We start from the raw sequence: 14,589 nt of genomic DNA on the forward strand, positions 1-14,589 counted from the left end.
CGGGAGATTGGCAGCGCGACGCCCTGTTTGTCGAGGTCAGGTCAGCAACTGTCCGCATGGTGGGAACGAGTGTTGCATTCCTGTGAACGCCGGGGCGGAACGCGGGCCGGGGCCGCCGGTCGAGGGCGGGGATCGGGGGACCGGCGGCCCGTCACCGCGCAGGAGCCGTCATCCTGTGCGGGGCTGCCTCCAGTGGACTGCACCACCGGGCGCGCCGGGAGCGCGCGCACGAGGCCAGCGCGTGCGAACGGTTCACACGGGGCGCGTGCGCCCGGCTGTCACGCCGGGCGCACACCAGCTGGGCCGTTCACCAGCCGCGCGCGTGCCACGGCCGTTCACCATCCGCGGGCGTGCCACTCCGGCAGGTGCGGTCGCTCGTCGCCCAGCGTGGTGTCGTTGCCGTGCCCGGGGTACACCCAGGTCTCGTCCGGCAGCACGTCGAAGATCTTCGTCTCGACATCGTGGATCAGGCTGGCGAAGGCCTTCGGGTCCTTGTGCGTGTTCCCCACACCGCCCGGGAAGAGGCAGTCCCCGGTGAACACATGCGGGTGGCCGTGCGGGTCGTCGTAGACGAGGACGATCGAGCCGGGCGTGTGGCCCACCAGGTGGCGCGCGGTGAGTTCCACGCGCCCCACCCGGATCGTGTCGCCGTCGTCGACCAGGACGTCCGTCGGCACGGGAATGCCCTCGGCGTCGTCCCGGCCCGCGTACGTGCGTGCACCCGTGGCCGCCACGACCTCGGCGAGCGCCTGCCAGTGGTCGCCGTGCCGGTGGGTGGTGACGACTGAGGCGATGCCGTCGTCACCGATCATGCCGAGGAGCGTCCTGGCGTCGTTGGCCGCGTCGATCAGCAGCTGCTCGTCGGTGGCCCGGCAGCGCAGCAGATAGGCGTTGTTGTCCATCGGGCCGACCGCGATCTTGGTGATCATCAGGTCCTTCAGCTCGTGCACATCCGCCGGGCCGCCGACCGTCACCTCTCCGCTGTACGTCATGTCGGCAGCCTATAGCGGCGAGGGGCCGCGGTGGCCGTCCGAGACCTACAGCGGCGGAAGCGTCGGCAGTGGTCCTCCCTCGGCTGTGAGGGAGGCTCCGTCGCGGCGGCCGGAGAGCCAGCCGAGCAGGTCGGGTGCGGGGCCCCGGACGGTGACCTCGGGCTCGGCCGCCTCGCGGCCCGTGCTCCACGCGCGCGTGCCGTCGGTGACGCGCGTCGGCGGCACATCGGGGTGTCCGGTGAACCGCTCCCCGAGGAAGTCGATCTCCCGCTCGACGAACTCCGCCGGCAGGTCCTCCAGCTCGTAGCCGATCCCGAGGTCGACATGGTGCAGTTCCACCTCGACCCAGCGCCTGAACGGCACCCGGGCCGCCTTGTCGGTGACCCCGTTGCGCAGTTCCACCGTGCGCGACCAGTCCGCCGGCGCGGCTCCCGCCTCCTGGAAGCGGGCCCCGCTCTCGCGCAGGTCGGCGAGCTGGACCTCCACAGGCCGTGCAGCGTCCCGTTCGATGTCGGCGTCCCGGGCTTCGGCCGAGGCGTACATGGGACGCCCCTGCAGCGCGTTCACGAGGGCGTCCGCGTTGCGGGCGAGGTGGGCGAGGACATGGCCGCGGCTCCAGCCGGGCAGGCGTGACGGTTCGGCCACAGCGGCGTTGTCCAGTTTGGTGGCTGCGTTGAGCAGTCGCTCGGTCGCATCGCGTACAGATGCCAGGTCGCGCGCGTGATCCATCATGACGCCGACCCTAGCCCCGCCACTCCTTCGGGTGAAGGAGGCGGACCCGACCCTCAAATCGAATGCACGTGCTATATGGTCGAGTCCGGCGTCGGGCATGCTGGATGGCCGGGGATTGTTGTGAACCCTGGAATCCGACCGGCGTTGTCAGTGGCTCCCCCTAGTCTGGGAAAGCGGGGGCCTCGCCCCTGTCGCTTCTCTCAAGAAAGGTGCGGACCGGCGTGGCCGACCGTCTCATCGTCCGTGGAGCGCGCGAGCACAACCTGAAGAATGTCTCGCTCGACCTGCCACGCGACGCGCTCATCGTCTTCACGGGCCTGTCGGGGTCGGGCAAGTCCTCGCTGGCCTTCGACACGATCTTCGCCGAGGGGCAGCGCCGTTACGTGGAGTCGCTGTCCTCCTACGCCCGGCAGTTCCTCGGGCAGATGGACAAGCCGGACGTCGACTTCATCGAGGGTCTGTCGCCGGCCGTCTCGATCGACCAGAAGTCGACCTCGCGCAATCCCCGCTCCACGGTCGGCACGATCACCGAGGTCTACGACTACCTGCGTCTGCTCTTCGCGCGCATCGGCAAGCCGCACTGCCCCGAGTGCGGCCGCCCGATCTCGCGCCAGTCCCCGCAGGCCATCGTCGACAAGGTCCTGGAGCTGCCGGAGGGGAGCCGCTTCCAGGTGCTCTCGCCGCTGGTTCGCGAGCGAAAGGGCGAGTTCGTCGACCTCTTCGCCGACCTCCAGACCAAGGGCTACAGCCGCGCCCGGGTGGACGGCGAGACGATCCAGCTGTCCAGCCCGCCCACGCTGAAGAAGCAGGAGAAGCACACCATCGAGGTGGTCGTCGACCGCCTCACGGTGAAGGACTCCGCCAAGCGCCGCCTCACCGACTCCGTGGAGACCGCGCTCGGCCTGTCCGGCGGCATGGTCGTGCTCGACTTCGTCGACCTCCCGGAGGACGACCCCGAGCGCGAGCGCATGTACTCGGAGCACCTCTACTGCCCGTACGACGACCTGTCCTTCGAGGAGCTGGAGCCCCGCTCCTTCTCCTTCAACTCGCCCTTCGGCGCCTGCCCCGAGTGCACCGGCATCGGCACGCGCATGGAGGTCGACCCCGAGCTGATCGTTCCCGACGAGGAGAAGACGCTCGACGAGGGAGCCATCCATCCCTGGTCGCACGGGCACACCAAGGACTACTTCGGCCGCCTCATCGGTGCCCTCGCGGACGCGCTGGGCTTCCGGACGGACATCCCCTTCGCGGGCCTGCCGCAGCGCGCCAAGAAGGCCCTGCTCTACGGCCACAAGACGCAGATCGAGGTGCGCTACCGCAACCGGTACGGGCGCGAGCGCGTGTACACCACGCCCTTCGAGGGCGCGGTGCCCTTCGTGCGACGCAGGCACGGCGAGGCCGAGAGCGACGCGAGCCGTGAGCGCTTCGAGGGTTACATGCGCGAGGTGCCCTGCCCCGGCTGTCAGGGCACCCGCCTGAAGCCGGTCGTCCTCGCGGTCACGATCATGGGCAAGTCGATCGCCGAGGTCTCCGCGATGTCGATCAGCGACTGCGCGGACTTCCTGCGCGAGCTGAAGCTCGACGCCCGGGACAAGAAGATCGCCGAGCGGGTCCTGAAGGAGGTCAACGAGCGGCTGCGGTTCCTGGTCGACGTCGGCCTGGACTACCTCTCGCTGAACCGCGCGGCCGGCACCCTCTCCGGCGGCGAGGCCCAGCGCATCCGTCTGGCCACCCAGATCGGCTCCGGCCTCGTCGGCGTGCTATATGTGCTCGACGAGCCGTCCATCGGTCTGCACCAGCGCGACAACCACCGGCTGATCGAGACCCTGGTCCGGCTGCGCGACATGGGCAACACGCTCATCGTCGTGGAGCACGACGAGGACACCATCAAGACCGCCGACTGGGTCGTCGACATCGGCCCCGGCGCGGGCGAGCACGGCGGCAAGGTGGTGCACAGCGGCTCCCTGAAGGAGCTGCTCGCCAACGAGGAGTCGCAGACCGGCCAGTACCTGTCGGGCAAGAAGGCGATCCCGCTGCCGGACATCCGGCGTCCCCGCGACCCCTCCCGGCAGCTGACGGTGCACGGCGCCCGGGAGAACAACCTCCAGGACATCGACGTGTCCTTCCCGCTGGGCGTGTTCACGGCGGTCACGGGCGTGTCCGGTTCCGGCAAGTCGACGCTGGTCAACGACATCCTGTACACGCACCTGGCCCGTGAGCTGAACGGCGCGCGGAACGTCCCCGGGCGGCACACGCGGGTGGACGGCGACGATCTCGTCGACAAGGTCGTGCACGTCGACCAGTCGCCCATCGGCCGCACCCCGCGCTCGAACCCGGCGACGTACACGGGCGTGTTCGACCACATCCGCAAGCTGTTCGCCGAGACCACCGAGGCGAAGGTCCGCGGCTACCAGCCCGGTCGCTTCTCCTTCAACGTCAAGGGCGGCCGCTGCGAGAACTGCGCGGGCGACGGCACCATCAAGATCGAGATGAACTTCCTCCCGGACGTCTACGTCCCGTGCGAGGTCTGCCACGGAGCCCGTTACAACCGGGAGACCCTGGAGGTCCACTACAAGGGCAAGTCCATCGCCGACGTCCTGAACATGCCGATCGAGGAGGCCATGAACTTCTTCGAGGCGGTCCCGGCGATCTCCCGTCACCTCAGGACGCTGAACGACGTCGGTCTCGGTTACGTCCGGCTCGGGCAGTCCGCGACGACCCTGTCCGGCGGTGAGGCCCAGCGCGTGAAGCTGGCCAGCGAGCTGCAGAAGCGGTCCACCGGACGCACCGTCTACGTTCTGGACGAGCCGACCACCGGCCTGCACTTCGAGGACATCGGCAAGCTGCTCAAGGTGCTCGGCGGCCTGGTCGACAAGGGCAACACGGTCATCGTCATCGAGCACAACCTCGACGTCATCAAGACCGCCGACTGGGTCGTCGACATGGGTCCCGAGGGCGGCGCGGGCGGCGGCCTGGTGGTCGCCGAGGGCACGCCGGAGGAGGTCGCCGGCGTCCCGGCCAGCCACACCGGCAAGTTCCTGCGCGAGATCCTCGGCGCCGAGCGCATCAGCGACGCCGCCTCGGTGAAGGCACCGCGCAGGACCGCGGCCAAGAAGGCGGTCGCGGCCGGCTCGACCGCGAAGAAGACGGCGACGGCCAGGGCCGTGACGACCGCCAACAACACGGCGACCGAGAAGGCCGCCGCCACCACGAAGAAGGCGGCACCGGCGAAGAAGACCACGCGGGCACGCAAGGCCTGAGACATCCGGAACGTGCGGTGCTCTGCGGGAACTCCCGGGAACCGGGAAGCCCGGGAACTCCCCGCAGAGCACCGCACGTCGCACAGTCGGCCGCCCTGCCCCTGCGGAATCACGAACCGCATCGGCAGGGCGGCCGAATCGTTGCCAAGAGCTAAGCGCCCGGGAGTTCGGACGCGTAGGGCGGTTCCGCGCCGGCCCGGGAGCAGGTGATCGCCGCGGCGCGGGCCGCGTAGCGCAGTAGTTCCGTCCAGCCGTCGGCGCCCAGGCTCGCCATGGCGGCGGGGGAGAGGGCCTCACGGGTGGCCAGGCCGTGCAGCAGGGCCGCGTTGACGGTGTCGCCGGCGCCGATCGTGTCCACGACGTCGACCCGCACCCCCGGCACGGAGTGCTCCGCCCCGTCCCCGGTGTACGCCGTGATCCCGTCGCCGCCATGGGTGACCACCACGGCGGCGGGGCCGGAGGCGAGCCATTCCCGCGGGCTGCCGCCCAGCCACGCGGCGTCCTCCGCGGAGAGCTTGAGCAGCGAAACCGAAGGCAGCCAGCTCTTGAAACGGGCCCGATAGGCGTCGGGGTCCGGGATCAGGCCTGCGCGGATGTTCGGGTCGAGGGCCGTGAAAACACCCTGAGCCGCGGCGCTGCGCATCAGCTCCTCGTACGCGCTCGCCCCTGGTTCCAGGACCAGCGAGCAGGTACCGAACGACACGGCCCGCGTGCCCTCGGGAAGGCGCGCCGGTGCGGTGAAGAGCCGGTCGGCGGTGCCCTCGACGTAGAAGGAGTAGCTGGCCGAGCCGTGCTCGTCGATCGTGGCGGCCGCCAGCGTGGTCGGCTCGGTTCCGCGTTGTACGGCCGACACGTCCACGCCCGCCTGGCGCAGCCCGCCCAGCAGGGCCTCACCGAAGGCGTCGTATGAGGTACGGGAGCAGAAGGCGGTGGGGGAGCCCAGCCGGCCGAGCGCGACGGCGGTGTTGTACGGGCCGCCGCCCAGCGCCGGCTGCAGCGGTGCGAGCGCGCCCCGGCCCTGCGGGACCAGGTCGATCAGGGCCTCACCGGCGACGACGATCACGAGAGGGTTCCCTTCTGGGACGGGGTGTCGGGACAGCCGCACGACGTGCGGTGGACGAACGCACAGGGGAGCCGCAGGGTGCGGGAGGGACGGTCCGGCGCCTCGAGCCGGTCCAGGAGGAGTCGTACGGCCCGGGCACCGATCTCCCGGCTCGGCTGGGAGACCGCGGTCAGCCGGGGTGAGAACAGATCCGCCCAGGGGAAGTCGTCGAAGCAGGCGAGCGCCACGTCGTCCGGTACGGACAGGCCCAGCGTGCGCAGGGTGCGCAGCGCTCCGATGGTCATCGCGTTGTTGGCGGTGACCAGGGCGGTGGGCGGTGCCGCGAGCGTCAGCAGGGCGCCGGTGGCGCGCTCGGCGCCCTCGGCCGCGGAGTCGCCGTGGACCACCAGCCGTTCGTCGTACGGCAGCCCGGCGGCCGCGAGGGCGTGCCGGTAACCGCTGATCCGCTCGGAGGTGGTGCTGAGGCCGGGCAGGCCCGCGACAAGACCGATGCGCCGGTGGCCGAGCTGGACGAGGTGGGTGACGAGGTGGGCCATGGGCTCGGCGTTCTCGGCACAGACCTGGTCGAAGCGGAAGGCGGCGACGGAGGGCTCGCCCGGCTGGGCCGCCTTTCCGGCCTCTGTGGCGTCCCCCGCCTCTGTGGCGTCTCCCGCCTCAGTGCCGTCGCTCGCCTCAGTGCCGTCCCCGGCCTCGGGGACGCGCCCGGCAGCCGCCTCCTCGCGGACGAGATCCCCGGTGGTCGAGTCCGGCCGCTGCGTGACCGTCGGGCCGGGGATGCCGTCGACCAGGCGGTCCAGGAACACGGTCGGCATGCTGTGCCGTCCCAGAAGCGCGAGGAGTTTCCGCGGGTCCGCCGAGGGCGCGACGATCAGGCCGTCGACGCGGCGCCCGTGCAGCAGCTCGACCACCTTGCGCTCGTGCTCCGGGTCGTCGTGCGGATCGGCGATGAGCAGGCTGTAGCCGTGTTCCAGGGCGGCTGCCTCCACGCCTTGGAGGATCTCCGTGAAGTACGGGTTGCTGATCGCCGACACGGCGAGCCCGATCGACCGGGTGCGCGAGGTCACCAGGGAACGGGCGAGGGTGTTCGGTGTGTAGGCCAGCTCGTCGATGGCGTCCAGCACGGCCTGGCGGGTGCGGGGCAGTACCGGACGGGTGCCGTTCAGGACGTGCGAGACCGTCGCGACGGACACGCCCGCACTCCGTGCGACATCGGCCATGGTTGCCATCGGGTCCCCTCCTCGGCCGTCTTCCCTTCTCGGGCCGTCCGGCGGCGAACGTATCCCATTCGGCGGCCGACGTAAACGCTTGCGCAAGCGTTTACGTCACTTCGTTGCCTCGGGGCCGGTCCGGCTGAGGGCTCGTCGCCCTCGACCTCGTCGCCCCGACCCCGTGGCCGGGCTGCCGTGCTGGCGCAGCGGGTCTCCGTGCGCCGGCCCTGCGCCCCGGCCGAAAGCGGAATGGTCGGTGCCGCTATCGTCGGTGTGCCCACGCCGCCCCGGCGGGGCCAATCGCAACCAGTGGAGACGCCATGCCCGCCCGTCCCTCCGCGACCCGTCGCACCGTCCTGCGCGGGGCGGCGCTCACCCCGGTCGCCGGACTCGGCCTCGCGGCCTGTTCGGCGGCCGGCGAGGGCGGAACGGCACCGGATGCGACCCCGACCGCACCGGTCGCGCTGGGCCCCGAGAGCGAGGTCCCCGAGGGCGGCGCGAAGCTGTACCGGGACGAGAACGTGGTGGTGAGCCGCGCGGCGGACGGCTCCCTGAAGGCGTACAGCACGATCTGCACGCACGCCGGGTGCCCCATCAACAAGCTCTCCGGGACGACGCTCGTCTGCCCCTGCCACGGCAGCGAGTTCGACGCCCTCACCGGCAAGGTGGTGCAGGCCCCGGCCACCGAGCCGCTGCACGAGCTGCCCGTCCAGCTGAGGAACGGCAGGATCGTGGCGGGCCCGGCGGCCTGAAACGCTCACCCCGCCCCGGTCAGTCCCATTCCCAGCAGATCCCCACGATCCCTGACCGCACGCGCGGCTCCACCAGGTGCACCGAGTGGTGCAGCCCGCTCAGCCGCAGCTCCTGGCGGCCGCTGCGCGGGGCGGCTGCGGACTGCTGGGTGAACCGGTGGCAGCGCACCGGCAGCGCCGTCTCGTCGAAGCGCACCTGGAGGGCGTACTGCCCGCCCGGCACGCGGAACCCTCGGACGTGTTCCCAGGAGGTGCCTGCGGTCCCGTCCTCGAAGGCGTAGCGGAACAGAAACGTATCGCCGGAGTGGAGCCGCGTGTCGAAGAGCAGCTCCGTGACCATCAGGCCCGTGTCATGGTGCCGGCGCACACGTCCCGTGCGGCAGTTCTCGAGGGCGTGCACCGCGATCCGCTCGGGGGCGCACCCCGGATCACCGTGGTGAACGGCGACGTAGCGGTCCACGCCGTCCCGGTGGGCGCGCACGATGTGGTGCGACTCCCGTGCCAGCAGCTCCCGGCGTGATCCTATGCGCACGCGGTCGTGGTGGCCGATGGTGAGCAGTCCGTCGTCGAGCGGCGCCTCCAGCTCGGCGAGGAGCTGTTCCAGGACGCCGGAGGCCTCCACCAGGGCTCGGTACGAACGGCCCGCGGGACGATCGGGACCGGGCTGCTCGTCGGAGGTGGCGAGCAGCCGGATCAGGGACTCGTCCGGCAGCCGCAGGATCTCCTCCAGGGCACGCACCGCGCGCAGCGACTCGGGCCGCTGGGGGCGGCGCGCACCCTGCTGCCAGTAGCTCAGGCTCGTCACCCCGACCCTGACCCCGTGTCGCGACAGATGGTGCTGCACGCGCTGCAGCGGCAGTCCTCGGGCAGCGATCGCGGCGCGCAGTGCGACGTGGAAGGGGCCGCCGCGCAGAGCCGCCTCCAACTCCACCGGGACGACGTCCGCGTGCTGTGTGCCGTGCCGCATACAGGGGGCCTTTCTGTGAACGTGCGCGACGGCTGGTCAGACCGTGCGCAGGGTGGTGCCGGGGCGCCCGGGGCGTGCGAGGCCCGTTCACAAGCGAACCTCTCCGTTCGCGCCCGAAGTTTCCCCGCATTGAAGCGTGTTGACCAAGCCCCGACAACACCTGATGCCGGCTCCTAGCCGGGCGGTGTCCGGAACGCGTTCGGTGGGACGGGCACGAACCCCGGCTCGTGGGACCGTGGGTGGCCGCGCGGCAGCGGAGGGTGCCCGACGTGCGACCGGCGTTCCCGGCGGTCCGGGCGCAGCCCGCCGACGGCCGCGGGCAGCCCCGGCGGGCTGCGGGGCGGGACCGCCGCCGGTGGGGTGGCCGTCAGCCGGGACGTCCCGCTCGAGCCGGTCCGTGGCACCCCGGCCGCTGTCCACAGGGGCGCCGCGCTGTCGGCCCCCGCCAGTAGGGTGTGAGACATGGCCGACCCCTCCAGCTACCGCCCCAAGCCAGGAGAGATCCCGGACTCTCCCGGGGTCTACAGGTTCCGTGACGAGCACCGCCGGGTGATCTACGTCGGAAAGGCGAAAAGCCTGCGTCAGCGCCTGGCGAACTACTTCCAGGACCTGGCGAACCTCCACCCGCGCACCCGCACCATGGTCACCACGGCCGCGTCCGTGGAGTGGACCGTGGTGTCCACGGAGGTCGAGGCCCTGCAGCTGGAGTACACCTGGATCAAGGAGTTCGATCCCCGGTTCAACGTCAAGTACCGCGACGACAAGAGCTACCCGTACCTCGCGGTGACGATGAACGAGGAGTTCCCGCGGGTGCAGGTGATGCGCGGCCAGAAGCGCAAGGGCGTGCGGTACTTCGGACCGTACTCGCACGCCTGGGCGATCCGCGACACCGTGGACCTGCTGCTGCGCGTCTTCCCCGTGCGCACCTGCTCGGCCGGCGTCTTCAAGAACGCGGCCCGCACCGGCCGCCCCTGCCTGCTCGGCTACATCGGCAAGTGCTCCGCGCCCTGTGTGGGCCGGATCTCCTCCGAGGACCACGCTGAACTGGCCGAGGAGTTCTGCGACTTCATGGCGGGCCGCACGGGGACGTACCTCCGTCGCCTGGAGAAGCAGATGATGGAGGCGGCCGAGGAGATGGAGTACGAGCGGGCCGCCCGACTGCGCGACGACATAGAGGCGCTGAAGAAGGCCATGGAGAAGAACGCGGTCGTGCTCACGGACGCGACCGACGCCGACCTCATCGCGGTCGCCGAGGACGAACTCGAAGCAGCTGTGCAGATCTTCCACGTGCGCGGCGGACGCGTGCGCGGCCAGCGCGGCTGGGTCACCGACAAGGTGGAGGAGATCACCACCGGCGCCCTCGTCGAGCACGCCCTCCAGCAGCTCTACGGCGACGAGACGGGCGACTCGGTGCCCAAGGAGGTCCTCGTGCCCGCGCTGCCCGACCCGATAGAGCCCGTCCAGGACTGGCTCACCGGCCGGCGCGGGTCGAACGTGTCGCTGCGCATCCCGCAGCGCGGCGACAAGAAGGCTCTGATGGAGACCGTGCAGCGCAACGCCCAGCAGGCGCTCGCACTGCACAAGACCAAGCGCGCCTCCGACCTGACCACCCGCTCGCGCGCGCTGGAGGAGATCGCCGGCGCCCTCGACCTGGACAGCGCCCCCCTGAGGATCGAGTGCTACGACATCTCGCACCTGCAGGGTGAGGACGTCGTGGCCTCCATGGTCGTCTTCGAGGACGGGCTGCAGCGCAAGAGCGAGTACCGCCGCTTCCAGATCAAGGGCTTCGCGGGCCAGGACGACGTCCGGTCCATGCACGAGGTGATCACCCGCCGCTTCCGGCGCTACCTGTCCGAGAAGGAGAAGACGGGGGAGTGGGCGGACGGCGAGGCGCTCACCGAGGACGACGGGCGGCCCAAGCGGTTCGCCTACCCGCCGCAGCTCGTCGTCGTCGACGGCGGGCAGCCGCAGGTCGCCGCGGCCCGGCGGGCTTTGGACGAGCTCGGCATCGACGACATCGCCGTGTGCGGCCTTGCCAAGCGACTGGAGGAGGTGTGGCTGCCGGACGAGGAGGACCCGGTGGTCCTGCCCCGCACCAGCGAGGGTCTCTACCTGCTCCAGCGGGTGCGGGACGAGGCCCACCGCTTCGCGATCACCTACCAGCGCAGCAAGCGGACCAAGCGCCTCAGGTCGAGCCCCCTGGACGACGTGCCGGGTCTCGGTGAGACCCGAAAGCAGGCGCTGATCAAGCATTTCGGCTCGGTGAAGAGACTGCGTTCCGCGACAGTCGACCAGATTCAGGAGGTTCCCGGCATCGGCCGCAAGACGGCCGAGACCATCGCCGTGGCCCTCGCCCAGGCGGCCCCGGCCGCACCCGCCGTCAACACGGCGACTGGAGAGATCATGGATGAGGAGGAACCCGTTACGACGGCGGGTTCCTCCGGGGAACCCGTGTCCACGGGAGCCCCGCACGAGCGACGGGGGCAGGAGACATGACCGAGCACGACCAGCACACAGAGGAACGACCGGCGCTGAACCAGCCGGATCGCACGGATCGCCCGGACCGCAGGGAGTCGGGCGAGGACCAGGGGCGGCAGCAGGCCGCCCAGGACAACGGAGCACAGGTGAGTACGGGCAGTGAAACGGCCGGGATCCCCGAGGCGGCCATCCCCGAGCTGGTGATCATCTCCGGCATGTCCGGCGCCGGCCGTTCGACGGCCGCCAAGTGTCTGGAGGACCTCGGCTGGTTCGTCGTCGACAACCTGCCGCCCGCTCTGATCCCCACCATGGTCGAGCTGGGCGCGCGCTCCCAGGGCAACGTCGCCCGGATCGCGGTCGTCGTCGACGTCCGAGGCCGCCGATTCTTCGACAACCTCCGCGAGTCCCTGGCCGACCTCGAGGCGAAGAACGTCACCCGGAGGATCGTCTTCCTGGAGTCCTCCGACGAGGCCCTGGTGCGCCGTTTCGAGTCCGTGCGCCGCCCGCACCCCCTCCAGGGCGACGGCCGCATCGTCGACGGCATCGCCGCCGAGCGGGAGCTGCTGCGCGAGCTGCGCGGCGACGCCGACCTGGTGATAGACACCTCCAGCCTGAACGTGCACGAGCTGCGCGCCAAGATGGACGCCCAGTTCGCCGGCGAGGAGGAGCCCGAGCTGAGGGCCACGGTCATGTCCTTCGGCTTCAAGTACGGCCTCCCGGTCGACGCCGACCTCGTCGCCGACATGCGCTTCCTCCCCAACCCGCACTGGGTCCCGGAGCTGCGCCCCTACACCGGCCTCAACGACGAGGTGGCCGCGTACGTCTTCAACCAGCCCGGCGCCAAGGAGTTCCTCGACCGCTACGCAGAGCTGCTGCGACTCGTCGCGGCCGGGTACCGCCGTGAGGGCAAGCGTTACGTGACCATCGCCATCGGCTGCACCGGCGGCAAGCACCGCTCCGTCGCCATGTCGGAGAAGCTGGCCGCCCGACTGGCCGCCGAGGGAGTGGAGACCGTGGTCGTGCACCGGGACATGGGGCGCGAGTGACCGGACGTACTCCGCGGCTGAGCAGGCTGCGCCGGGTGGTGCCCGAGGGCCGTGGCGGTCGGACGCGCCGTCGGGGCACCCAGCCCAAGGTGGTCGCCCTCGGCGGCGGCAGGGGCCTGTCCGCCTCGCTCGCCGCGCTGCGCCGGATCACCGGCGACCTCACCGCCGTCGTCACCGTCGCGGACGACGGCGGCTCCAGCGGGCGCCTGCGCGACGAACTGGGTGTGCTCCCGCCCGGCGACCTGCGCAAGGCGCTGGCCGCGCTGTGCGGCGACGACGACTGGGGCCAGACCTGGGCCCGCGTCATCCAGCACCGCTTCCAGTCCAAGGGCGACCTGCACGACCACGCGGTCGGCAACCTGCTGATCGTGGCCCTGTGGGAGCAGCTCGGCGACCACGTCCAGGCCCTGGACCTGGTCGGCAGGCTGCTGGGCGCCCACGGCCGGGTGCTGCCCATGTCCGCCGTGCCGCTGGAACTCCAGGCGCTGGTCAAGGGCCACGACCCGGAGCGCCCGGACGAGATCGACACCGTACGGGGACAGGCGACCGTCGCGCTCACCACGGGCGAGGTGCAGTCCGTGCACCTGGTGCCGAACGACCCGCCCGCGGTCCCGGAGGCCGTCGAAGCGGTCCTGGACGCCGACTGGGTGGTACTCGGGCCCGGGTCCTGGTTCTCCTCGGTGATCCCGCATCTGCTCGTGCCCGAGCTCCTGGACGCCCTCGTCGAGACGAAGGCGCGCCGGGTCCTCTCCCTGAACCTCGCCCCGCAGCCCGGAGAGACCGAGGGCTTCTCCCCGCAGCGTCATTTGGAGGTTTTGGGACGACACGCCCCTAAACTCGCCCTGGATGTGGTGTTGGCCGACCAGGCCGCCGTGCTCGACCGCGCCTTGCTGACCGAGGCCGCCCAGCGGTTCGGTGCCGCGGTCGAGCTGGCCCCGGTGGCCCGGACCGACGGAACCCCGCGGCACGACCCGGAGCTGTTGGCCGCCGCGTACGACCGTATTTTTCGGATGCATGGAAGGATCGGCCCATGGCGATGACGGCAGCGGTGAAGGACGAGATCTCCCGGCTTCCCGTCACCCGGACCTGCTGCAGGAAAGCGGAGGTCTCGGCGATCCTGCGGTTCGCGGGCGGACTCCACCTGGTCAGCGGCCGCATCGTGATCGAGGCGGAGCTGGACACCGCGATGGCGGCGCGGCGGCTCAAGCGGGACATCCTGGAGATCTTCGGCCACAGCTCCGAACTGATCGTGATGGCGCCCGGCGGTCTGCGCCGTGGCTCCCGCTACGTGGTCCGGGTGGTCGCGGGCGGTGACCAGCTGGCCCGCCAGACCGGCCTCGTCGACGGCCGGGGCCGCCCGATCCGCGGCCTGCCCCCGCAGGTGGTCTCCGGGGCCACGTGTGACGCGGAGGCGGCCTGGCGCGGTGCGTTCCTGGCGCACGGCTCGCTGACGGAGCCCGGCCGCTCGTCGTCGCTGGAGGTCACCTGCCCCGGCCCCGAGGCCGCGCTCGCCCTGGTGGGTGCCGCCCGGCGGTTGTCGATCGCCGCGAAGGCCCGCGAGGTGCGCGGCGTGGACCGGGTGGTCGTACGGGACGGCGACGCGATCGGCGCCCTGCTCACCCGCCTCGGCGCGCACGAGTCCGTGCTGGCCTGGGAGGAGCGGCGGATGCGCCGCGAGGTCCGCGCCACGGCGAACCGCCTCGCCAACTTCGACGACGCAAACCTGCGCCGCTCGGCCCGCGCCGCGGTCGCCGCCGGCGCACGGGTGGCGCGTGCCCTCGAGATCCTCGGCGACGAGGTCCCCGAGCACCTCGCGGCCGCGGGCCGGCTGCGCATGGAGCACAAGCAGGCATCGCTGGAGGAACTGGGCGCCCTCGCCGACCCGCCGCTGACCAAGGACGCGGTCGCGGGCCGTATCCGCCGACTGCTGGCGATGGCCGACAAGCGCGCCGCGGACCTCGGCATCCCGGGCACCGAGTCCAATCTGACGGAGGAGATGGCGGACAACATGGTGGGGTGACCCCGTAACCCCAACAGGCCGGTGCCGACGCTCAGTTGAGCCGTCGGCACCGGCTTTTGTGCGTCCTTGAG

11 protein-coding genes are annotated in these 14,589 nt (G+C 71.3%); 6 read left to right on the top strand and 5 right to left on the bottom strand.

What is annotated here, in order from left to right:
• Nucleotides 1-335 precede the first annotated feature (335 nt).
• Together ACFYZE_RS33695 and ACFYZE_RS33700 are read right to left on the bottom strand one after the other, a co-directional pair.
• Nucleotides 336-992, bottom strand: a complete 657-nt coding sequence (locus tag ACFYZE_RS33695; RefSeq protein ID WP_389002723.1) for an MBL fold metallo-hydrolase — start codon at nt 990-992, stop codon at nt 336-338.
• Nucleotides 993-1,037: 45 nt separating this feature from the next.
• Complete coding sequence (locus tag ACFYZE_RS33700; RefSeq protein WP_389002726.1) at nt 1,038-1,724, bottom strand: maleylpyruvate isomerase family mycothiol-dependent enzyme; 687 nt, start codon at nt 1,722-1,724, stop codon at nt 1,038-1,040.
• Nucleotides 1,725-1,945: 221 nt separating this feature from the next.
• Between ACFYZE_RS33700 and uvrA the strand changes: the two genes are divergently transcribed.
• Entirely contained in the window at nt 1,946-4,984 is a 3,039-nt protein-coding gene (gene uvrA, locus ACFYZE_RS33705; RefSeq protein WP_389002729.1) for an excinuclease ABC subunit UvrA, read from the top strand.
• A gap of 151 nt (nt 4,985-5,135) precedes the next feature.
• On the opposite strand, the gene ACFYZE_RS33710 is transcribed toward uvrA, so the two are convergent.
• Entirely contained in the window at nt 5,136-6,047 is a 912-nt protein-coding gene (locus ACFYZE_RS33710; RefSeq protein WP_389002732.1) for a carbohydrate kinase, read from the bottom strand.
• The gene (locus tag ACFYZE_RS33715) at nt 6,044-7,273 is read right to left on the bottom strand and encodes a LacI family DNA-binding transcriptional regulator (RefSeq protein WP_389002735.1); all 1,230 of its coding nucleotides are present in this window, start codon (nt 7,271-7,273) and stop codon (nt 6,044-6,046) included. Before ACFYZE_RS33715 ends, ACFYZE_RS33710 begins: the two co-directional genes overlap by 4 nt.
• Before the next feature lie 302 nt (nt 7,274-7,575).
• On the opposite strand from ACFYZE_RS33715, the gene ACFYZE_RS33720 reads away from it, so the two are divergent.
• The gene (locus tag ACFYZE_RS33720) at nt 7,576-8,007 is read left to right on the top strand and encodes a Rieske (2Fe-2S) protein (protein WP_389002737.1); all 432 of its coding nucleotides are present in this window, start codon (nt 7,576-7,578) and stop codon (nt 8,005-8,007) included.
• 19 nt (nt 8,008-8,026) lie between these two features.
• On the opposite strand, the gene ACFYZE_RS33725 is transcribed toward ACFYZE_RS33720, so the two are convergent.
• Nucleotides 8,027-8,974 carry a hypothetical protein gene (locus ACFYZE_RS33725; RefSeq protein WP_389002740.1) on the bottom strand — a complete coding sequence of 316 codons (948 nt, stop codon included), beginning with the start codon at nt 8,972-8,974 and terminating at the stop codon, nt 8,027-8,029.
• Between the two features lie 462 nt (nt 8,975-9,436).
• On the opposite strand from ACFYZE_RS33725, the gene uvrC reads away from it, so the two are divergent.
• From uvrC to whiA, 4 genes are read left to right on the top strand one after another with little or no spacing between them, the layout of a single operon-like run.
• Nucleotides 9,437-11,470 (top strand): excinuclease ABC subunit UvrC, encoded by a 2,034-nt coding sequence (gene uvrC, locus ACFYZE_RS33730; protein ID WP_389002743.1) that lies wholly within the window; start codon nt 9,437-9,439, stop codon nt 11,468-11,470.
• Entirely contained in the window at nt 11,467-12,498 is a 1,032-nt protein-coding gene (rapZ, locus tag ACFYZE_RS33735; protein ID WP_389002746.1) for an RNase adapter RapZ, read from the top strand. Before uvrC ends, rapZ begins: the two co-directional genes overlap by 4 nt.
• On the top strand, nt 12,495-13,538 hold the full coding sequence (gene yvcK, locus ACFYZE_RS33740; RefSeq protein WP_389002748.1) for a uridine diphosphate-N-acetylglucosamine-binding protein YvcK: 1,044 nt from the start codon (nt 12,495-12,497) through the stop codon (nt 13,536-13,538). Before rapZ ends, yvcK begins: the two co-directional genes overlap by 4 nt.
• On the top strand, nt 13,529-14,518 hold the full coding sequence (gene whiA / locus ACFYZE_RS33745; RefSeq protein WP_103844738.1) for a DNA-binding protein WhiA: 990 nt from the start codon (nt 13,529-13,531) through the stop codon (nt 14,516-14,518). Before yvcK ends, whiA begins: the two co-directional genes overlap by 10 nt.
• Nucleotides 14,519-14,589: the final 71 nt, after the last annotated feature.

The organism is Streptomyces sp. NPDC001796, assembly GCF_042892355.1.
In the GTDB taxonomy this organism is placed as follows: Bacteria; Actinomycetota; Actinomycetes; order Streptomycetales; family Streptomycetaceae; genus Streptomyces.

Coding starts and splice junctions, on each gene's coding strand:
- ACFYZE_RS33695 (WP_389002723.1), bottom strand. CDS start 992: ATGACGTACAGCGGAGAGGTGACGGTCGGCGGCCCGGCGGATGTGCAC.
- ACFYZE_RS33700 (WP_389002726.1), bottom strand. CDS start 1,724: ATGATGGATCACGCGCGCGACCTGGCATCTGTACGCGATGCGACCGAG.
- ACFYZE_RS33715 (WP_389002735.1), bottom strand. CDS start 7,273: ATGGCAACCATGGCCGATGTCGCACGGAGTGCGGGCGTGTCCGTCGCG.
- ACFYZE_RS33720 (WP_389002737.1), top strand. CDS start 7,576: ATGCCCGCCCGTCCCTCCGCGACCCGTCGCACCGTCCTGCGCGGGGCG.
- ACFYZE_RS33725 (WP_389002740.1), bottom strand. CDS start 8,974: ATGCGGCACGGCACACAGCACGCGGACGTCGTCCCGGTGGAGTTGGAG.
- uvrC (WP_389002743.1), top strand. CDS start 9,437: ATGGCCGACCCCTCCAGCTACCGCCCCAAGCCAGGAGAGATCCCGGAC.
- rapZ (WP_389002746.1), top strand. CDS start 11,467: ATGACCGAGCACGACCAGCACACAGAGGAACGACCGGCGCTGAACCAG.
- whiA (WP_103844738.1), top strand. CDS start 13,529: ATGGCGATGACGGCAGCGGTGAAGGACGAGATCTCCCGGCTTCCCGTC.